Below are 19,144 nucleotides of genomic sequence, written 5' to 3'. Positions count from 1 at the left end.
CAACCGTCGACTGCACCCCTCTTGCGCCGACAAAATGCGCCCTGCGTTAGCTTTGGGGTCACTTCCGTGAGACATGGTTAGAATTGGTTATCGAGCAGGCGAGCAATTCGACATGACGTATTGTCTGGGCATTCTCCTTGAGGACGGGCTCGTGATGGCCTCCGACTCCCGCACCAACGCGGGCGTGGACCAGATCGCGACCGTGTCCAAACTGTCGACCTTCGCCACACCCGGCGAACGGGTGATCACGGTCCTGTCGGCTGGCAACCTCGCAACCACCCAGGCCGTGATCTCGTCGCTGCGCCACGCCTGGGGCAACGGCGATCCGCACCGGGACCTCACCCTTGCCACGAGCCTGTTCGACGCCACCCAGAAGATCGGCGACTGCCTGCGCGACGTGCTGGCCCGCGAGGCGAGCTTCGTCCACCCCTATGGCGATCCCTCGGCCTCCTTCCTGGTCGGGGGCCAGATCGCGGGGGAAGCCCCCCGGCTGTTCCAGATCTATTCGGCCGGCAATTTCATGGAAGCCTCGGAACGCACCCCGTTCCTGCAGATCGGGGAGACGAAGTACGGCAAGCCGATCCTCGACCGCCTGCTGCGCCATGACACCGGCCTGCCGGAGGCGGCCAAGCTGACGCTGCTGTCCTTCGATGCGACAATGCGCTCCAACCTTTCGGTGGGCGCCCCGATCGACCTTCTGCTTTATGCCCGCGACACGCTCGAGGCGCGCCGCCTGCGCTCCTTCGACGAGGGCGATCCCTATCTGGCGGGCCTGCGCCAGGGCTATGCGGCCGGGCTGACAAGCCTCGTGGCGGCCTTGCCGACGCCGGACATGTAGCGCCGGCGTGCCGCACCCCGGCACAAAAGCAAAAAGGCCGCCCGATGGGCGGCCTTCCTGTTTCTCCGGTAACCGGACCGATCAGCGCGAATAGAATTCGACGATCAGGTTCGGTTCCATCTGGACCGGGTACGGCACTTCGTTGAAGGCCGGGATGCGGGTCAGCTTGACGGTCATCTTGCCGTGGTCGACTTCCAGGTACTCCGGAACGTCACGCTCGGAGGACTGGGACGCCTCGAGGACGATGGCGAGCTGCTTGGAGCGCTCACGCACCTCGATGACGTCGCCCGGACGGCAGCGGTAGCTGCCGATGGTGACGCGCTTGCCGTTGACCTTGACGTGGCCGTGGTTGACGAACTGACGCGCGGCGAACACGGTCGGAACGAACTTGGCGCGGTAGACGACCGCGTCGAGACGGCGCTCCAGCAGACCGATCAGGTTTTCGGAGCTGTCGCCCTTCATGCGCGACGCTTCGACGTAGGTCTTGTGGAACTGCTTCTCGGAAATGTTGCCGTAGTAGCCCTTGAGCTTCTGCTTGGCGCGCAGCTGCACGCCGAAGTCCGAGAGCTTGCCCTTGCGGCGCTGGCCATGCTGGCCGGGGCCGTATTCACGCTTGTTGACCGGGCTCTTCGGGCGACCCCAGATGTTCTCGCCCATGCGGCGGTCAATCTTGTACTTAACGCTGTGGCGCTTCGACATCGCTGTTTCCTTGTGTCGTTTGGCTCATTTTAAGGAAACGCGCCCTCCTTTACCGGATCGGCCGCAGCATCTGCCGGGGCGATCTGATCGACAGGGGTCCAGCTGAACGGCGCCGGCTGGAAAGTCCCCACGGGTGCGTGCACCGGCGAGGCCAGGCCCCGCACGGATCGCGGGTGAATAGACGAGACGGCCGGGATTGTCAAACCCGCCTGCGCGCCCGCGGCTCGAAAACCTCCGGATACCCGCCGGACACCGTGCAAGCCCCCGGTGCCTAGACCAGTGGCGACAGGCCGAAGCCCTGCACCAGACGCTGCGTGGCAAAATCGGGGGCGTCGGAGGTGAAGACGACGCGGTCCGGACGGGAATCGGCCTTCAGCCGGTCGAGCGGCGGCACCAGCCGCCGCGCCTGACGGGCGATGGCCTCGGCCGGATCAAGCCAGTCGACGGGCCAGGGCGCAAGACGGCGGAACACGTTCACGAGGAAGGGATAATGCGTGCAGGCCAGCACGACGATGTCCGTCCGCGCGCCCTCCTTCTCGTGGAAGCAGTCGCGGATCTCGGTCAGCACCTCGGCATCGGCCAGCGTCTCGCCGCGGATATAGGCCTCCGCCATGCTGGCCAGCCGCGCGGAGCCGACAAGGCGGACGTGGCACTGGCTGGCGAAGGACTGGATCAGGTCGCGCGTGTAGGCGCGCTTCACGGTGCCCGGGGTGGCCAGCACGGAGATGAGCCCCGAGCGGGTGCGCTCCGCCGCCGGCTTGATTGCCGGCACCGTGCCGACAAAGACCGTGCCGGGAAAGGCCGCCCGGAGGTCGGCACCGGCCAGCGTGAAGGCCGTGTTGCAGGCCACCACCGCGATCTCGGGATCAAAGCGGTGCAGCAGGTCCTTGAACAGGGTGAGAAGGCGCGACTTCAGCGCCTCCTCCTCCCAGCCGCCATAGGGAAAGCCGGCATCATCCGCCACATAGACGAAGCTGCGCTCCGGCATCAGCACGCGCGCCTCGCGCAGGACCGTCAACCCGCCGATCCCCGAATCGAACAGGAGGACGGGCCGGCTCATGCGCCGTCGCGCTCGGCCGGCGTGTCGTCAGCCGCACCGAGGTCGACCGCCCCGGCCGTGCCCTCCCCGGCCTCGTCCTTGCGCGGGCGCGTCGGGCGACCTTCCAGCGCGGCGATGATGCCGCGCAGGGTCTTCACCTCCTGGTCGGTCAGCTCGGCCTTCTGGAAGATGTTGCGGATGTTGCGGATGATGTGCGGACGCCGCTCCACGGGCCGGAAAAAGGTCACCCGGTCCAGCGCACCTTCCAGATGGTCGAACAGGCGCAGAAGATCTTCCTTCTTCGCCGGCGGATTGGTCTCGGTGTCGAGCGTGAAGGGCAAGGCGCCGCTGGTCGCCGTCTTGCGCCATTCATAGGCACAGACCAGCACCGCCTGGGCAATGTTCAGCGAGGCGAAGTTCGGGTCGACCGGCAACGTCAGGATCTCGTCCGCCAGCGCGACTTCCTCGTTGTTGAGACCCCAGCGCTCGCGCCCGAAGATGTAGCCCGTGGCAAGGCCCTCGGCTCCGAGCCCGGTCACCTTCACTGCGGCCTCGTCGGGGCCGCGCACCGGCTTGGCCACTTCGCGGGAGCGGGCCGTCGTCGCATAGACGAAGGTGAGATCGGCGATCGCGGCCTCGAGGCTGTCGAAGACCTGCACCTTGTCGATGACATGGTCGGCGCGCGAGGCTGCCGCCCGGGCCTTCTCGCTCGGCCAGCCGTCGCGCGGGTTGACGATGCGCAGGTCGACGAGGCCGAAGTTGGCCATGGCACGGGCGGCCGTGCCGATGTTCTCGCCGAGCTGCGGTTCACACAGGATCACTGCCGGCGGACGGACACCGACGGTCAGTGCTTCCTCGTTGATGTTTGCGTTGCGTGTCATGATGGCCGGGATGTAGCGGAACTCGAGCCGAAATTCCAGCAGATCGCGGTGCGGACGCAAGGCCCAGACAGCGATCACACCGGTTGGACCGCAGGAGCGACCTGAAAGGCGATCCGCGACATGTCCGGGCAGGCTGGCGGCGGAGCGGTCGCCCGCGTCCGGCTTTCGTTTGATTGCCTTTTTGACCCCGGTTGTTAAAACACCCAGAACTTTCGCGGGCCCGAGGCTGGCGAAAAATTGCGCACAATTGTATACGCAGTACGAACTCCGATCCGGACCGGCCCCCCGGTCCTGTGTCCCGTCACCGTCTTTGGGAAGCGACAGACATGGCCGACATCATTTACACCAAGGTCGACGAAGCGCCGGAACTGGCGAGCGCCTCGTTCCTTCCGATCATCAAGGCCTTCACCGGCCCGGCGGGCATCTCCATCGGCACCAAGGACATCTCGCTGGCCGGCCGCATCCTCGCCAGCTTCCCGCAGTATCTGACCGATGCGCAGAAGCAGCCGGACGACCTGGCCGAACTCGGCCGCCTGGTGATCGAGCCGGATGCGAATGTCATCAAGCTGCCGAACATTTCCGCCTCGCAGCCGCAGCTGAACGCCGCGATCAAGGAACTGCAGGCCCAGGGCTATGCCATCCCCTCCTACCCGGACGCGCCCGCCACGGACGAGGAAAAGGCCGTCAAGGCCACCTACGATGCCATCAAGGGGTCGGCCGTGAACCCGGTGCTGCGCGAAGGCAACTCCGACCGCCGCGCGCCCAAGGCCGTCAAGGAATTCGCCAAGAAGAACCCGCATTCGATGGGCGCCTGGGCGCCGACCTCCAGGACCCATGTCGCCACCATGGGCAAGAACGACTTCGCCGCCAACGAAAAGTCGGTCACCATCGCGGCCGCCTCCGCCGGCACCGCCAGGATCGAGCACGTGGCCAAGGACGGCACCGTCACCGTTCTCAAGAACAACCTGAAGCTTGACGCCGGTGACGTGCTCGACGGCACGTTCCTGAGCGCCAAGGCGCTCGACGCCTTCCTCGCCGCCGAGATCGCCGACGCCAAGGCGCAGGGCATCCTGTTCTCCGTCCACCTCAAGGCGACGATGATGAAGGTCTCCGACCCGATCATCTTCGGCCATGTGGTCAAGGCCTTCCTCAAGGACTTCTTCGCCAAGCACGGCGCCGCGCTCGCAGCCGCCGGCGTCAACCCGGATCTCGGCCTTGGCGATCTGGAAGCCAAGATTTCCGCCCTGCCGAATGCTGCCGAGCTGCAGGCCGATCTGAAGGCCGCGCTCGACGCCGGCCCGGCGCTCTACATGGTGAACTCGGACAAGGGCATCACCAACCTGCATGTCTCGTCCGACGTCATCATCGACGCCTCCATGCCGGCCCTCATCCGCGCCGGCGGCAAGGGCTGGGGCCCGGACGGCAAGGAACACGACACCAAATGCGTGATCCCGGACAGCTCCTATGCCGGCGTCTATGACGCGGTCATCGAATTCTGCAAGAAGAACGGCGCGCTTGATCCGTCCAAGATGGGCACCGTGCCGAACGTCGGCCTGATGGCGCAGAAGGCCGAGGAATACGGCTCGCACCCGCAGACCTTCAAGGCCGCCAGCGACGGCACCATCCGCATTGTCGACGCGGCCGGCACCACGCTGATCGCGCATGAGGTCGAGGCCGGCGACATCTGGCGCGCCTGCCTCACCAAGGATGCCCCGATCCGCGACTGGGTGAAGCTCGGCGTCAGCCGCGCCCGCCTCTCCGGCATGCCGGGCGTGTTCTGGCTGGACAAGGCCCGTGCCCATGATGCGGAGCTGATCAAGAAGGTGGAAGCCTACCTGCCGGAGCACGACACTTCCGGTCTGGACCTGCAGATCATGTCGCCGAGCGAGGCTGCCCGCTATTCGACCGAGCGCATCGCCAAGGGTCTCGACACCATTTCCATCACCGGCAACGTGCTGCGCGACTACCTGACGGACCTCTATCCGATCCTGGAAGTCGGCACCTCGGCCAAGATGCTCTCCATCGTTCCGCTCATGAACGGCGGCGGCCTGTTCGAGACGGGTGCCGGCGGCTCTGCGCCCAAGCATGTGCAGCAGCTGATGGAAGAGAACTACCTGCGCTGGGATTCTCTCGGCGAGTTCTGCGCCCTCGGCGCCTCGCTGGAGCATCTGGCCAACGTCAAGTCCAACGCCAAGGCCCAGGTCCTGGCCGACACGCTGGACGGGGCCATCGAGAAGCTGCTCGACAACGACAAGTCGCCGCAGCGCAAGGTCGGCCAGCTCGACAACCGCGGCAGCCACTTCTACATCGCCCTCTACTGGGCGCAGAACCTTGCCGCGCAGGACAGGGACGCCGAGCTGAAGGCGCACTTCGCCCCGATCGCCAAGGCGCTGACCGAGAACGAGACGAAGATCGTCGCCGAGCTGAATGCCGTCCAGGGCAAGCCCGTCGATCTCGGCGGCTACTACCATGCCCCGGCCGACAAGGTCGCCGCCGCCCTGCGCCCGAGCGCCACGCTGAACGCCATCATCGGCTGAGATGCTCGTCTGCTGTTGAAACGGAAAAGGGCGGTCCCACGGGCCGCCCTTTTTGTTGATGACGAAGCCTCTTTAGTCATCCCGGACGCAGCGAAGCGGAGATCCGGGACCGGAGAGCCAAGGTCTCTTTGGGGTTCCCTGACCGAAACATTGACGCCTCGACCCTCCGGTCCCGGCTCGGCGCTCCGCTTGGCCGGGATGACGACGGTGAGGGAGAAGTTTGTCATCAACCTCGAGAGCGGCTCCACCGGCCGCCCTTTTTGTTGGGCACGCTCGCTGCGGCGCTGCTCGATCTGCTCAGTGGTGGACCAAGGCCCCCTCTCCCCCCTTGAGGGGAAGATGTCTGCGTCAGCAGACGGAGGGGGTGGCGGCGTTGCAACACAATCCGGCTCAAGTCGGCGTGGAGAGGCAGAACACCCCCCTCTGCCCCCTCCGGGGGCATCTCCCCCTCAAGGGGGGAGAGGGCGCATGCGGCAAGGCCTCGACGCGTCGTCATGTGTCCTGCGACAACAATCGCAAGACAGCGGGCAGCCCCCTTGTGAACTCCGCCTTGCCTCCTATCCGCGCTGTCCTGCGTAGCAGCACTCTCAATAATGATAGCGCAGCTGTGCGATCTCGAGGCTTTGGGTGATGTCCTTGCCGCTGACCCGATAGACGAAGCGGTGATCATCCGTGATGCGGCGCGACCACCAGCCCGTGAGGTCGCCCTTGAGCGGTTCGGGCTTGCCGATGCCGGAAAAGGGTTGCCTGCGCGTTGAAAGGATCAGGATGTTGACCCGTTCAAGCCCCTTTTCCCGTCCGGGTAACTGCCACCAGAGATAATCGTCCCAAGCATGGTCGGAAAAGACGAGCTTCACAGGTCGATCTCGTGCTCCTTGCCTTCACCGGCTGTCAGCTGGGCAATCGAAGCCTGCAGCCGCCGCGCGTTCTCCGGGCTCTTCTGCAGATGCAGCGTTTCCTGGATCGCGTTGAACTCGTCGAGCGACATGATCACGACGGCCTCCCGCTTCTTGCGGGTGACGATCACCTCGACGCGGTCATGAATGACCCGGTCCATCACGTCCTTCAAGGACGCGCGAGCATCGGTGTAGGTGATGACGTCCATGACACAGCTCCTCATTGGGCTGAATTATATGCACAGAATTCTGTACACTTCAACGATCCGTCACGTTTTGGGATCAACTTCCCCCCGCACCCAGTCCAGATAACCGGCACTCCCGGTTACCACCTCGAAGGCGTAGATCGCCGGAAGGTCATAGGCATGCAGTTGCCGGATCAGCGTCTCCAGCGCCGGATAGGCCTCGGCCGTCGTCTTCATCGTCAGGCGGAACTCACGCCCTTCCTGCACGTCGCCCTGCCAGACATAGATGCTGGCGATCTCCTCAATGTGGACGCAGGCCGCCAGCCGCGCCGCGACACAGGCGCGGGCAATTTTCTGCGCGTCTTCCCGTGTTTCCGTCGTCGTGCACACCGCAAGCGTCATCATCCTGTCCTACCCTTCCGCTCGACCGCCCCATCCGGCAAGATGCCGATCCGGCAGCCCCTTGCCTGAACGGGAACAAAATCGTATACAGCCGCACACAATCTCTCATCCCCAGACGAGGCCCGACCCATGGCAAAGATCAAGGTAGCGAACCCGGTCGTCGATATCGACGGCGACGAGATGACCCGCATCATCTGGCAGTTCATCAAGGACAAGCTGATCTTTCCCTATCTGGACCTGACCCTCGACTATTACGACCTGTCGATCCAGAAGCGCGACGAGACGGAAGACCAGATCACCGTCGACGCGGCCAACGCGATCAAGAAGCACGGCGTCGGCGTCAAATGCGCAACCATCACCCCCGATGAGGCGCGCGTGGCCGAGTTCGGCCTGAAGAAGATGTGGAAGAGCCCGAACGGCACCATCCGCAACATCCTCGGCGGCGTGATCTTCCGCGAGCCGATCATCATGAGCAACGTGCCCCGTCTGGTGCCGGGCTGGACCCAGCCGATCATCGTCGGCCGCCACGCCTTCGGTGACCAGTACCGCGCCACCGACTTCCGGTTCCCGGGCAAGGGCAAGCTGACCATCAAGTTCGTCGGCGACGATGGCGCCGTGATCGAGCATGACGTCTATGACGCACCGTCCGCCGGCGTCGCCATGGCGATGTACAACCTCGACGACTCGATCATCGACTTCGCCCGCGCCTCGTTCAACTACGCCCTGCAGCGCGGCGTGCCCTGCTACCTGTCGACCAAGAACACGATCCTCAAGGCCTATGACGGCCGCTTCAAGGACCTGTTCCAGGAGGTCTTCGACCGGGAATTCAAGGCAGCCTACGAGGCCAAGAAGATCTGGTACGAACACCGCCTGATCGACGACATGGTCGCCTCGGCGCTGAAGTGGTCGGGCGGCTATGTCTGGGCCTGCAAGAACTATGACGGCGACGTGCAGTCCGACATCGTCGCGCAGGGCTTCGGCTCGCTCGGTCTCATGACCTCGGTGCTGATGACGCCGGACGGCCAGACGGTGGAGGCGGAAGCTGCCCACGGCACCGTCACCCGCCACTACCGCCAGCACCAGCGCGGCGAGCAGACCTCGACCAACCCGATCGCCTCGATCTTCGCCTGGACCCGCGGTCTGGCCCACCGCGCCAAGCTGGACAACAACGATGCGCTCCTGAACTTCGCCCTGACGCTGGAAAAGGTCTGCATCGACACGGTCGAATCCGGCTTCATGACCAAGGACCTCGCCCTCCTGGTCGGTCCGGACCAGGGCTGGATGACCACCACCGGCTTCCTCGACAAGATCGACGAGAACCTGAAGAAGGCGATGGGCGCCTGAGGGCTGCCTGAGGGCGGCCTGAGGGCGGCCTTTCCACCAATGACACAGCTCAAGGCGCGGCCCCCGAGCCGCGCCTTTTGCTTGAAGGCTGCTCTCGCTCCGTCATTCCGGACAAGGTGAGCGAACGCGAACCGCAGATCCGGAATCCAGCGTACCAGTGCAAGCGCCAGCGAGCGCATCAACGCAGAGCAGCCGCGAGCGCGAACGAGCACAAGAACACAGACCATGTGCCAGCATCAGCGATGCGCAAATGCATCTTCGCCGGAGCCGCAAGGGTTGGATCAAGTCTGTCGCGCTCCGCGCGGCTGATGTCTGGATCCCGGCTCGGCGCTTCGCTGACGCTCAGCTGGGCCGGGATGACGTGGGCTCTGCGATGGCACTTCCGCGCATATCCCTCCCCTTGAGGGCCTGTCTCGCACTCCCCCAACAACTCCACCCCATATGTTTCGCGCGCTGCCGCCGCGCCGGCATTCCGGAACAGGCACACCCGGGCTATCGTCAGGGCCAGTCTCTCAGCCCGATTCGAGGATGGCCATGTTCCGGAAGACCAGCCTGATTGCCGCAGCCAGCCTTGCGCTGACCCTTGCCTTCGCAGAGCCGTCTCTTGCCGCCGGCGCCTATGAGCCGGCGCGCGGCAGCGCCGAACGGGCCGCGATCAACGATGCCGTCCGGCCGATGATGGAAGCCCGGCTTGGCGCGCCGGTCGAGTTCGTGGTCGAGCGGATGCAGGTCGCCGAAGGCTGGGCCTTCGTCATCCTGCTGCCGCAGCGCCCCGGCGGCAAGGCAATCGACCTCAGCCAGACCATGCTGGCGGACCTTGCCGAGATCAGCGGCGATGCCAGCCTCTACGCGCTGCTGCGCGAGGCGAACGGCCGCTGGAACATCATCGATTTCGCCATCGGCCCGACCGATGCCTTCTGGTACGGCCAGCCGCTCTATGAACGGCTTCCGGCCGGTCTGATCCCCCAGTAAGCGCGGGGCCGCCTGGCGTCACCTCAGCGTGACCCGGCGTCGGGGGGAATGTCGAGCGCCTCGGCCTGGGTCAGTTCTTCCTCGGCAATGTCGCCTGCGCTGCGCTGGCCCCAGGCCTCACGGCTTGCAGCCTCGCGCTCGATGCGGGCCGCAATGTGGGGATTGCGCAGCAGCAACTGACGCAGCGCCCCGGCGTCGAGCACGAGAAGCTGTGTCCGGGTGACCGCGCGCACGGTCGCGGCCCGCCGCCGCTGCCGCAGCAGGGCCAGTTCGCCGAAGAAGGCCCCCTCCCCGAGCCGGACGGTTTCGGTGGGCAGATCGACCTGCACCTCCCCGGCCGCGACGAAATACATGCAATGGGCCGCATCACCCCGCTCGGCAATCACCTCACCGGCCAGCACCGTATGGGAGCGCAAGAGCTTGGCGATCTCCGCCACCTCGGCCGCGTTGAGATCCTCAAACAGCGGCACGCGCGAGACCATCGACCAGGTGACGACGAAGTCCCGGCTGTGCACCTCGCGCGCGAAGGCCGAGGCAATGATGCCGACAGGCAGCGCCAGCAGCGCATACCCGGTCATCATCACCACGGCGGCAATCAGCCGGCCGAGCGGCGTTACCGGCACGGCATCGCCGTAACCGGTCGTGGTGGCCGTGGTGACGGCCCACCAGGCCGCCAGCGGGATGCTGCCGAACACGTCCGGCTGCACGTCATGCTCGACCATGTACATCAGCGTCGAGGCCACCAGAATGACACCACAGACGATGAACAGGCTGCCGAGCAAGGCCCGGCGCTCGCCGACGACGGCAGAGACCAGGGACCGCAGCGCGGGCGAGTAGCGCACCAGCTTGAGGAAGCGCAGCAGCCGCAGCACCGCCAGGGCCGGCAGGGCCGAGACCGGCAACACGAGCACCAGCAGCAAGGGCAAGACCGCGAGCAGGTCGATCAGCGCCATCGGCTGCACCGCATAGCGCAGACGCGCCGCGACGGGACCATGGCGCCGCAGCGGCGGATGCAGGTCGGCGACATAAAGCCGCGCCAGGTACTCGCCCAGAAACACCAGCCCGGCGACCATCTGCACGTCGGCCAGCCAGCCCCCCGAGGCCGCATCGATGCCCGGCACCGTTTCGAGGACGGAAATCGCCACCGTGACCAGCACGAGCAGGATCAGCGCGGCGTTGATCCACCGTGCCACCACGTCGCCGTCGCGGCTGTCCTCAAGCCAGCGATAGAGATCGGTCTTCAGTGATGCCATGCCCTTGCTCCCGGATGCCCTTCCTTTTGGCACGGGGGCGAGGTCCGCGGCAAATCCCGGCCCCCGCGGATGCGGTCCTGCGCATTTCGGTCGAATGCAATAAAAGACATAGGAATATTTGAGTATATCAATTTAAACTCTGCAGCGCTTGTCGATTAACGTCTCCTTGATGCTTGGGTGTAACCCTGACGCAGGACTACTCATAGTCTTTCCCGGCAGGTTCCGTTATGGCAGTTCAAGCTCTGAATGACGACATCGTGGAAAACTACAGGGCCATGGACGACCTGCCCCACGGCGTCTGGGTCGTCGACAGGTCAGGCTGCTACATTTACCAGAACCGCGCGGATCGGGAGGCGTTCGGTGATCTCCGCGGCAGCCGCCCGGACCAGAGCTGGATCCCCGGCGATCAGGCTTGCGAATGGCTCAGGGCCCATGACCGGGCCCTTGCCGGCGAGACCGTGCGCTACACCCGCAAGGTCGCAACGCGTCAGGGCCTGTCCTATTTCGACACAACGCTTGTGCCGGTGCAGCAGAAGGGACGCATCGTCGCGGCCCTGGGTCTTGCCATCAACAACGACCCCTGGGTGGCCGCGCAACGCGAGGCCGAGGATGCCCGCGCGCTCCTGGACGACGTGATCGAGACCATCCCCGATGCGATCGCCGCCTATGACGCCAATGACAGGCTGATCCTGTTCAACGCGGCCTACAAGAAGCTCTACGCCCTGTCCTCGCCGGCGATCCGCATCGGTGCCCGGTTCGAGGACATCCTGCGCTACGGACTGGCGGCCGGACAGTATCTCGACGCCGGCGAGACCAGCGAGGACCACGAGGAGTGGCTGCGCCGCCGGCTGTCCGCCCATCTCTCGCCCCCGCCGACCGCCCTGATCCAGCAGCTGCCCAATGGCCGCTGGCTGCATGTGCGCGAGCGTTGCTCCGCCTCGGGCAACATCGTCGGCGTGAGGACCGACGTGACCGCGCTGAAGGACGCGGAAGCCGTGATCCGGCGGACGGCAGAAACCGACGCGCTCACCGGACTTGCCAACCGGGCGCTGATGCTGGACGCGCTCAACACCGTGCTGCGGGGCCAGCGCACCGGGGACCGCTCGGGGGCGCTGTTCATGCTGGACATCGACCACTTCAAGACCATCAACGACACGCTCGGCCATGCGGCGGGTGACCAGGTCCTGCGGACCATGGCGGACCGGCTGCGCAAGGCGCTGCGCGCCGAGGACACGATCGCCCGGCTGGGCGGGGACGAGTTTGCCGTCCTGGCGACGGGCTTTGCCCAGGAGGACGCCTGCGCGGTGGTTGCCCGCAACCTGCACCGGGCGCTCACCGAGGAAATCAACATCCAGGGCCGGCTGCTGCGGCCGGGCGTCTCCATGGGCATCGCGCTGTTCCCCCGCGACGGCATGACGGCAACCGACCTGTTCAAGAACGCCGACACGGCGCTCTATCGCACCAAGGAAAACGGTCGCAACGGCTGGACGCTGTTCAACCAGGACCTCGGGGAGCGGCTGCGGCGCCGGGCGCAGATGCGCGAGGATCTGGCGGACGCGATGATGCTGGGCACCATCGGAACCGCGTTCCAGCCGGTCATCGACGTGCGCAGCGGCGCGCATGTCGGCTTCGAGGCACTGGCCCGCTGGACCTGCAACGGCACCCCCGTGTCGCCGGCGGAATTCGTGGCCGTGGCGGAAGATGCCGGGATGGGGCTTGCGCTGGGGCAGGCCATCCTCGACCGGACCTGCGCCAAGCTGGCCGGCCTGATTGCCGAGGGGCTGGACCCGGGCTTTGCCGCCGTCAACCTCGAGACGACACAGCTGAAATGCACGTCCTTCCCGGACATGCTGATGGAGACCCTTGGTCGCTTCGGTCTGCGTCCCGCGCATATCGAGCTCGAGATCACCGAGAACACGCTGCTGGACCGCTCGATCGACCAGATCACGCGAACCCTGCATGACCTTCGCGACCTTGGTTTCCGCTTCATCCTGGACGACTTCGGCACCGGCTATGCCTCGCTCACCCACCTGAAGCAGTTTCCGGTGAGCGGCATCAAGATCGACCGCTCCTTCATCATGAACATCCAGGACGGTGGCCAGGATGCGGTGATCGTGCGGGCCATGGTCGAGCTGGCGCACGGGCTGGGCATGAGCGTGGTTGCCGAAGGCGTGGAGACTGCGGAGCAATATGCCTTCCTGCGGTCGATCGGCTGCGATCTGGCCCAGGGCTATCACATCTGCCGCCCGACAATGGACCCGGATGCCATTCACGCCTGGCTGGCACGGACGCCCGGCCCTCCCGGCTGAACGCAGTCACAAAAAAGGCCGCCGGATGTCCGGCGGCCCCTGTGTCTCCAGGACGGAGGGTCGCGGTCGTTCAGAGGCTGGCGAGATGGGCCTCAAGGGCTGCAACCGCAGCCTCGGCCTTGTCGCCGTCCGGTCCGCCGGCCTGGGCCATGTCGGGCCGGCCACCACCGCCCTTGCCGCCAAGCGCCTCCGACCCGATCTTGACCAGGTCGACGGCGCTCACCGCGCCGGTGAGATCCTTGGACACGGCCGTCACGATCGCGGCCTTGCCATCATCGGCCCGGCTGATCAGCACCACCACGCCAGACCCCACCTGGGCCATGGCCTCGTCGGCAAGTCCCTTCAGGTCCTTCGGGTTGATGCCCTCGACAATGCGGGCGAGCAGCTGGAAGCGCCCGACGGACCGCACGGCGGCCGCTGCGCCCTCGCTGCTTCCGCCCATGGCCAGCTTCTTCTTCGCCTCGGCCAGTTCCTTTTCCAGCCGGCGACGGTCATCGACCAGCTGGGCGACGCGGGCGGTGATCTCCGCAGGGCCGACCTTCAGCAGACCGGCGATCTCGCGCACGCGCTGGTCCTGCTCGTCCAGATAGGCGCGGGCGGCCGTCCCCGTCAGCGCCTCGATGCGGCGGACGCCGGCGGCAACCGCCCCTTCCGCGACCAGGCGCACGAGGCCGATGTCACCGGTGCGGCGCACGTGGGTGCCACCGCAAAGCTCCACCGAATAGGCCTTGCCCGCCTTGGCCCCATGCAGGGCCGTGCCCATGCTGACGACGCGGACTTCCTCGCCGTATTTCTCGCCGAACAGCGCCATGGCGCCGCTTTCGATGGCGTCATCGACGGCCATCAGCCGGGTGTCGACCGGGGCGTTCTGCAACACGATCTCGTTGGCATAGGCCTCGACGACCTTCAGCTCGTCGTCCGACATGGGCTTGGGATGGGAGAAGTCGAAGCGCAGCCGGTCGGCCGTGACCAGCGAGCCCTTCTGCGCCACATGACCGCCCAGCACCTCGCGCAGCGCCTCGTGGATCAGGTGCGTGGCGGAATGGTTGGAGCGGACCTGGCTGCGGCGGCCATGGTCGACGGTCAGCTCGAGCGCGAGGCCGGCGGTCAGCGCCCCCTCCTCCACCGTCACCGCGTGAATGAACAGGCCATCGGCCTTCTTCTGCGTGTCGGTCACCGTCGCCTTCACGCCGGTCGCGCGGATCAGGCCGGTGTCGCCGACCTGACCACCCGATTCGCCGTAGAAGGGCGTCTGGTTCAGGATGACGAAGCCGCTCTGGCCGGCCGCCAGTTCGGCGACTTCGTTGCCCTCCGTGACGAGCGCCAGCACGGCACCCTCGGCCTGCTCGGTCTCGTAGCCGAGGAATTCCGTTGCGCCGCACTTTTCCTTGAGCGCGAACCAGACCGTGTCGGTGGCTGCCTCGCCCGAGCCGGACCACGCCGCACGCGCCTCGGCCTTCTGGCGTTCCATGGCGGCGGCAAAGCCGGCCGTGTCGACGCCGATGCCGCGGGCGCGCAGGGCATCCTGCGTCAGGTCCAGCGGGAAGCCGTAGGTGTCATAGAGCTTGAAGGCGGTCTCCCCGTCGAGCTCGCCACCCTCGGCCAGATCCGAGGTTGCCGTGTCGAGCAGGCCAAGACCACGCTCGAGCGTCTTGCGGAAGCGGGTTTCCTCGAGGCGGAGCGTTTCGGTGATGAGCGCCTCGGCGCGCACCAGCTCCGGATAGGCCCGACCCATCTCGCGGATCAGGGCCGGCACCAGCTTCCACATCAGCGGTTCGCGGGCACCCAGCAGATGCGCATGCCGCATGCCGCGACGCATGATGCGGCGCAGGACATAGCCACGGCCCTCGTTGGACGGCAGCACGCCGTCGGCAATCAGGAAGCAGGACGAGCGCAGGTGGTCGGCGATCACCCGGTGGCTGGCCCGTGCCGCGCCATCCGCCTCGACGCCGGTGGCGTTGACGGACGCGGAGATCAGGGCGCGGAACAGGTCGATGTCGTAGTTGTCATGCACGCCCTGCAGCACGGCGGCGATGCGCTCCAGGCCCATGCCGGTGTCGATGGACGGGCGCGGCAGCGGCAGACGCCCTTCGTGGGTCTGCTCATACTGCATGAAGACGAGGTTCCAGACCTCGATGAAGCGGTCGCCGTCCTGCTCGGCCGATCCCGGAGGGCCGCCCCAGATGTGGTCGCCATGATCGTAGAAGATCTCGGAACACGGACCGCAAGGACCGGTGTCGCCCATCGACCAGAAATTGTCGGCCGTCGGGATGCGGATGATCTTGCTGTCGCTGAGGCCCGCGATCTTCTTCCACAGGCCATGCGCCTCGTCGTCCTCGGAAAAGACCGTGACGGTCAGACGGTCCTTCGGCAGGCCGTATTCCTTGGTGATCAGGTTCCAGGCCAGCTCGATGGCCCGTTCCTTGAAGTAGTCGCCGAACGAGAAGTTGCCCAGCATCTCGAAGAAGGTGTGATGGCGGGCGGTGTAGCCGACGTTGTCGAGATCATTGTGCTTGCCGCCGGCGCGCACGACCTTCTGCGAGGTGGCCGCGCGCTGGTAGTCGCGCTTCTCCAGCCCCGTGAAGACGTTCTTGAACTGCACCATGCCGGCGTTCGTGAACATCAGCGTCGGATCGTTGCGCGGCACCAGCGGGCTGGACTCCACCACCTGGTGATCGTTCTTGGCAAAGTAGTCCAGAAACGCTGATCTGATCTCGTTAACGCCGCTCATCTGGGTCTCGCTCTTGGCTCTTTCTCGAGGCCCGGACTGGTGTGTCCGGACCCTCTTGGCCGGATCCCGTCCCGCCCAGGTCCGTCGTGGTCCATGGCCGGGCGGTCCTCCCGCGCAAGCAATTAACGCCTTTTATCTTTCGCTCCCGGGTGTGTCCAGCCGCGTGACCGGAGGAGCGGACAGGCCTTGCATCGCCCGCGAGCCAGGACGCCGATCTGCAGCCTGACGAGCACCAGACTGCCTTGCGGGGAGACGAGAGAGGAGAAGAATGAGGGGGCCTACGCGACGGGGTCGAAAAGGGGCCGGAAGAAGAGGCATGGGCTGCGCGAGGCGCCCCGGTATCGGCCCGCGCAAGGCGACCGAGAAAGACGGGCGGGCCGGGGCGGCCTGCCGGAGAGCCCCGGCAGGCGGCGTCCGGCCCCGCCCCTGTCACTCGTCCATGGCCGGGCCGTCGCTGTCGTCGGCAATGATCGCATCGGCGAGGATGCCGGCGTTCTGGCGGATCGCAAGCTCGATCTCGGCCGCGACCTCGGCATTGTCGCGCAGGAACTGCTTGGCGTTCTCGCGGCCCTGACCGAGGCGCTGGCTGTTGTAGGAGAACCAGGCACCCGACTTCTCGACGATGCCGGCCTTGACGCCAAGGTCGATCAGCTCGCCCATCTTCGAGACGCCCTCGCCGTAGATGATGTCGAACTCGACCTGACGGAACGGAGGCGCAAGCTTGTTCTTGACCACCTTGACGCGGGTCTGGTTGCCGACAACCTCCTCACGGTCCTTGATCGACCCGATGCGGCGGATGTCGAGACGGACGGAGGCATAGAATTTCAGCGCGTTGCCGCCGGTCGTCGTCTCCGGCGACCCGAACATGACGCCGATCTTCATGCGGATCTGGTTGATGAAGATCACCATGCAGTTCGACTTGGAGATCGAGGCCGTGAGCTTGCGCAGCGCCTGGCTCATCAGGCGGGCCTGCATGCCCGGCAGGTTGTCGCCCATCTCGCCTTCCAGCTCGGCTTTCGGCGTCAGGGCGGCAACGGAGTCGATGACCAGCACCTCGATTGCACCGGACCGCACCAGCGTGTCGGCAATCTCGAGCGCCTGCTCGCCGGCGTCCGGCTGCGAGATCAGCAGGTCATCAAGATTGACGCCCAGCTTGCGGGCATAGACCGGATCAAGCGCATGCTCTGCGTCGATGAAGGCGCAGATGCCACCGCTCTTCTGGGCCTCGGCGATGGTGTGCAGGGCAAGCGTGGTCTTGCCCGAAGATTCCGGCCCGTAGATCTCGACGATGCGGCCCTTCGGCAGCCCGCCGATGCCCAGCGCGATGTCGAGGCTCAGCGAGCCGGTCGACACGGTCTGCACTTCCACGGCCTGACCCTGGCCCATCCGCATGATGGATCCCTTGCCGAAGGCCCGTTCAATCTGCGACAGCGCGGCGTCGAGCGCTTTGGTCTTGTCCATCTGGCTGCTCTCTACAAGGCGAAGTGAACTTTGCGACATGGTGCGAGGCTCCTTATTCCACGACGGACCCGCTGTTTCAAACTGCGCTTTTGTACCGTCTTTGTTCTCACTTGCCAAGCGCTTTTAGCGAATTGAAATTTCGTGAGAAAAATCAGTTTGTTCCGTGTATGTTCGGCAGACGTGACCCACAAACTTCCGCTAGGGCATTTTGCAGCTTGCGAAACACGTTTCACGGCCGCGCCAGAATCACCCGCCTTGCCCGCTGACGGCGGCCCTGCTACGCCCGGGGAGAGGCGGCGCGGCTCCGGACCGGAAACCCGGCCCGGCCGGACTGCCACCGCCCCCCTGCATGCCCCCTTGCCCCAGGTGCCCGATGTCCATGCCCAGCGCCATCGCCTGTCTTGGCGCCGTCCACGCCGATCTCATCGCCCATGGCGAGCGCGCGGTCCTGCGCGAGACGTCCACGCCCGGCACGATCAGGATGACGCCGGGCGGCGTGGCCACCAACGTGGCCCGGGCCCTGGCGCGGCTCGCGGTGCCGGTCCGCCTCGCCGGGGCAATCGGTCAGGACGCCGACGGCACGGCGCTGGCCCGACAGCTCGCCGAGGAGGGTCTTGACGTCGGCGCCCTCGCCCGCACCAGCCTGGCGACGGGCCGATACCTTGCCCTGCATGATCCCGACGGCAGCCTCGCCGGCGCCATCTGCGACACGGCGATCACCGAAAGTCTCGACGAGGATTTCGTCGCCGCCGTGGCGCCGTTGCTGGCGGCCGCGCCGGTCTGGTTCTGCGAGACCAACCTGCCCGAGGCCGCGCTGGCCGCGCTGGCGGAGGCGGCAGGCGAGCGGATGCTTGTCGCCGACGCCGTGTCGCGCGCCAAGGCGCCGAAGCTCGCCGTGCTGTCGGGCCGGCTGGATCTCGTCTTCCTGAACCGTGCGGAGGCCGCCGCCTGGACGGGCTTTGCCGAGGAAACGCCGGCGGTGCCGCTGGCCCTTGCCGTGGCCGCACTCGGACCGCGCCGCGTGGTCCTGAGCGACGGCGGCGCGCCCCTGACGCTGGTCGAGAACGGCGAGCCCTTCCAGCTGGAGCCCCCGGCCGCCCAGGTGGTCGACGTCACCGGCGCGGGCGATGCGCTGATCGCCGGGACGCTGGCCGGACTTGCCCGCAGCCTGTCGCTGGAGGACGCCGCCATTGCCGGTCTGCGCGCCGCGCGCCTGACGCTGGAGGCCACCGGCGCGGTCGCAGCCGGCCTGTCCTGGCCGGCAATCGCCCCGGCCGGAACTGGAACTGGAACCGGAACTGGAACCGGAGCGGGAGCCGGTGACTGCGCCGGGAGCGGACCGGACACGGCCGGCCACCCGGACGAGGCGCTCGACCATGAACCGGAGACCGACAGTGACGTGTTCCTGCCGGCGCCGGACACTCCGACCGGGAGAGATTGAACGCGGCCGTCCCCTGCCGCTATAAGCCACAGACCCCGCCGGGCGCCGCCCGAGGCCGGCCCTGCCGCGCCGCGGCCCCGGCCACCAGACATTGAAGGGATCCGCCTTGTCCGCATCCGACACCGCCCGTTCTGACGTGGCAGCTGGCCCGTTGAA

At 66.4% G+C, this 19,144-nt stretch carries 15 protein-coding genes; 6 read left to right on the top strand and 9 right to left on the bottom strand.

Features of this window, described 5'->3' with window-relative positions:
• Positions 1 to 112: 112 nt before the first annotated feature.
• On the top strand, positions 113 to 838 hold the full coding sequence (locus GWI72_RS02875) for a peptidase (RefSeq protein ID WP_161707818.1): 726 nt from the start codon (positions 113 to 115) through the stop codon (positions 836 to 838).
• A gap of 81 nt (positions 839 to 919) precedes the next feature.
• Here the strand turns inward: GWI72_RS02875 and rpsD are convergent, their stop codons facing one another.
• The 3 genes from rpsD to GWI72_RS02860 all read right to left on the bottom strand — a co-directional run bounded on the left by rpsD (position 920) and on the right by GWI72_RS02860 (position 3,457).
• Entirely contained in the window at positions 920 to 1,537 is a 618-nt protein-coding gene (gene rpsD, locus GWI72_RS02870; protein ID WP_161675565.1) for a 30S ribosomal protein S4, read from the bottom strand.
• A gap of 271 nt (positions 1,538 to 1,808) precedes the next feature.
• The gene (gene murI / locus GWI72_RS02865) at positions 1,809 to 2,597 is read right to left on the bottom strand and encodes a glutamate racemase (protein WP_161675564.1); all 789 of its coding nucleotides are present in this window, start codon (positions 2,595 to 2,597) and stop codon (positions 1,809 to 1,811) included.
• Entirely contained in the window at positions 2,594 to 3,457 is an 864-nt protein-coding gene (locus tag GWI72_RS02860; RefSeq protein ID WP_161709077.1) for an RNA methyltransferase, read from the bottom strand. The genes murI and GWI72_RS02860 overlap by 4 nt, the downstream gene beginning before the upstream one ends.
• A 326-nt stretch (positions 3,458 to 3,783) precedes the next feature.
• Here GWI72_RS02860 and GWI72_RS02855 point away from each other — a divergent pair, with 326 nt between their 5' ends.
• Positions 3,784 to 5,994, top strand: coding sequence for an NADP-dependent isocitrate dehydrogenase (locus tag GWI72_RS02855; RefSeq protein ID WP_161707817.1), 2,211 nt, complete (start codon positions 3,784 to 3,786; stop codon positions 5,992 to 5,994).
• 587 nt (positions 5,995 to 6,581) lie between these two features.
• Here the strand turns inward: GWI72_RS02855 and GWI72_RS02850 are convergent.
• From GWI72_RS02850 to cutA, 3 genes are read right to left on the bottom strand one after another with little or no spacing between them, the layout of a single operon-like run.
• Positions 6,582 to 6,851, bottom strand: coding sequence for a Txe/YoeB family addiction module toxin (locus GWI72_RS02850; RefSeq protein ID WP_161707816.1), 270 nt, complete (start codon positions 6,849 to 6,851; stop codon positions 6,582 to 6,584).
• Positions 6,848 to 7,099: a type II toxin-antitoxin system Phd/YefM family antitoxin gene (locus tag GWI72_RS02845; RefSeq protein WP_106752926.1), complete on the bottom strand. Its 252-nt coding sequence runs from the start codon at positions 7,097 to 7,099 to the stop codon at positions 6,848 to 6,850. Before GWI72_RS02845 ends, GWI72_RS02850 begins: the two co-directional genes overlap by 4 nt.
• A gap of 60 nt (positions 7,100 to 7,159) precedes the next feature.
• The gene (gene cutA / locus GWI72_RS02840; RefSeq protein ID WP_161707815.1) at positions 7,160 to 7,477 is read right to left on the bottom strand and encodes a divalent-cation tolerance protein CutA; all 318 of its coding nucleotides are present in this window, start codon (positions 7,475 to 7,477) and stop codon (positions 7,160 to 7,162) included.
• A gap of 129 nt (positions 7,478 to 7,606) precedes the next feature.
• Here cutA and GWI72_RS02835 point away from each other — a divergent pair, with 129 nt between their 5' ends.
• Both GWI72_RS02835 and GWI72_RS02830 read left to right on the top strand, forming a co-directional pair.
• On the top strand, positions 7,607 to 8,821 hold the full coding sequence (locus GWI72_RS02835; RefSeq protein ID WP_161707814.1) for an NADP-dependent isocitrate dehydrogenase: 1,215 nt from the start codon (positions 7,607 to 7,609) through the stop codon (positions 8,819 to 8,821).
• A gap of 534 nt (positions 8,822 to 9,355) precedes the next feature.
• The gene (locus GWI72_RS02830; RefSeq protein WP_209000041.1) at positions 9,356 to 9,793 is read left to right on the top strand and encodes a hypothetical protein; all 438 of its coding nucleotides are present in this window, start codon (positions 9,356 to 9,358) and stop codon (positions 9,791 to 9,793) included.
• A gap of 23 nt (positions 9,794 to 9,816) precedes the next feature.
• On the opposite strand, the gene GWI72_RS02825 is transcribed toward GWI72_RS02830, so the two are convergent.
• The gene (locus tag GWI72_RS02825; protein ID WP_161707813.1) at positions 9,817 to 11,046 is read right to left on the bottom strand and encodes a cyclic nucleotide-gated ion channel; all 1,230 of its coding nucleotides are present in this window, start codon (positions 11,044 to 11,046) and stop codon (positions 9,817 to 9,819) included.
• A 227-nt stretch (positions 11,047 to 11,273) separates the two neighbouring features.
• On the opposite strand from GWI72_RS02825, the gene GWI72_RS02820 reads away from it, so the two are divergent.
• Positions 11,274 to 13,355, top strand: a complete 2,082-nt coding sequence (locus GWI72_RS02820; protein WP_161707812.1) for a putative bifunctional diguanylate cyclase/phosphodiesterase — start codon at positions 11,274 to 11,276, stop codon at positions 13,353 to 13,355.
• A gap of 70 nt (positions 13,356 to 13,425) precedes the next feature.
• On the opposite strand, the gene alaS is transcribed toward GWI72_RS02820, so the two are convergent.
• Entirely contained in the window at positions 13,426 to 16,086 is a 2,661-nt protein-coding gene (gene alaS, locus GWI72_RS02815; RefSeq protein ID WP_161707811.1) for an alanine--tRNA ligase, read from the bottom strand.
• Between the two features lie 429 nt (positions 16,087 to 16,515).
• Positions 16,516 to 17,586, bottom strand: a complete 1,071-nt coding sequence (gene recA, locus GWI72_RS02810; protein ID WP_161675556.1) for a recombinase RecA — start codon at positions 17,584 to 17,586, stop codon at positions 16,516 to 16,518.
• Positions 17,587 to 17,926: 340 nt separating this feature from the next.
• Here recA and GWI72_RS02805 point away from each other — a divergent pair, with 340 nt between their 5' ends.
• The gene (locus GWI72_RS02805) at positions 17,927 to 18,988 is read left to right on the top strand and encodes a PfkB family carbohydrate kinase (protein ID WP_161707810.1); all 1,062 of its coding nucleotides are present in this window, start codon (positions 17,927 to 17,929) and stop codon (positions 18,986 to 18,988) included.
• Positions 18,989 to 19,144 lie beyond the last annotated feature (156 nt).

Origin of the sequence: Pannonibacter sp. XCT-53, from assembly GCF_009915765.1 — a bacterium.
Classification (GTDB): domain Bacteria; phylum Pseudomonadota; class Alphaproteobacteria; order Rhizobiales; family Stappiaceae; genus Pannonibacter; species Pannonibacter tanglangensis.
The sequence above is the reverse complement of the archived record's forward strand: the minus strand, read 5'-3'. Positions and strand labels throughout refer to the sequence as shown.

Coding starts and splice junctions, on each gene's coding strand:
- GWI72_RS02820 (WP_161707812.1), top strand. CDS start 11,274: ATGGCAGTTCAAGCTCTGAATGACGACATCGTGGAAAACTACAGGGCC.
- GWI72_RS02805 (WP_161707810.1), top strand. CDS start 17,927: ATGCCCAGCGCCATCGCCTGTCTTGGCGCCGTCCACGCCGATCTCATC.
- rpsD (WP_161675565.1), bottom strand. CDS start 1,537: ATGTCGAAGCGCCACAGCGTTAAGTACAAGATTGACCGCCGCATGGGC.
- GWI72_RS02845 (WP_106752926.1), bottom strand. CDS start 7,099: ATGGACGTCATCACCTACACCGATGCTCGCGCGTCCTTGAAGGACGTG.
- GWI72_RS02875 (WP_161707818.1), top strand. CDS start 113: ATGACGTATTGTCTGGGCATTCTCCTTGAGGACGGGCTCGTGATGGCC.
- GWI72_RS02830 (WP_209000041.1), top strand. CDS start 9,356: ATGTTCCGGAAGACCAGCCTGATTGCCGCAGCCAGCCTTGCGCTGACC.
- cutA (WP_161707815.1), bottom strand. CDS start 7,477: ATGACGCTTGCGGTGTGCACGACGACGGAAACACGGGAAGACGCGCAG.
- alaS (WP_161707811.1), bottom strand. CDS start 16,086: ATGAGCGGCGTTAACGAGATCAGATCAGCGTTTCTGGACTACTTTGCC.
- GWI72_RS02855 (WP_161707817.1), top strand. CDS start 3,784: ATGGCCGACATCATTTACACCAAGGTCGACGAAGCGCCGGAACTGGCG.
- GWI72_RS02860 (WP_161709077.1), bottom strand. CDS start 3,457: ATGACACGCAACGCAAACATCAACGAGGAAGCACTGACCGTCGGTGTC.
- GWI72_RS02825 (WP_161707813.1), bottom strand. CDS start 11,046: ATGGCATCACTGAAGACCGATCTCTATCGCTGGCTTGAGGACAGCCGC.
- murI (WP_161675564.1), bottom strand. CDS start 2,597: ATGAGCCGGCCCGTCCTCCTGTTCGATTCGGGGATCGGCGGGTTGACG.
- recA (WP_161675556.1), bottom strand. CDS start 17,586: ATGTCGCAAAGTTCACTTCGCCTTGTAGAGAGCAGCCAGATGGACAAG.
- GWI72_RS02835 (WP_161707814.1), top strand. CDS start 7,607: ATGGCAAAGATCAAGGTAGCGAACCCGGTCGTCGATATCGACGGCGAC.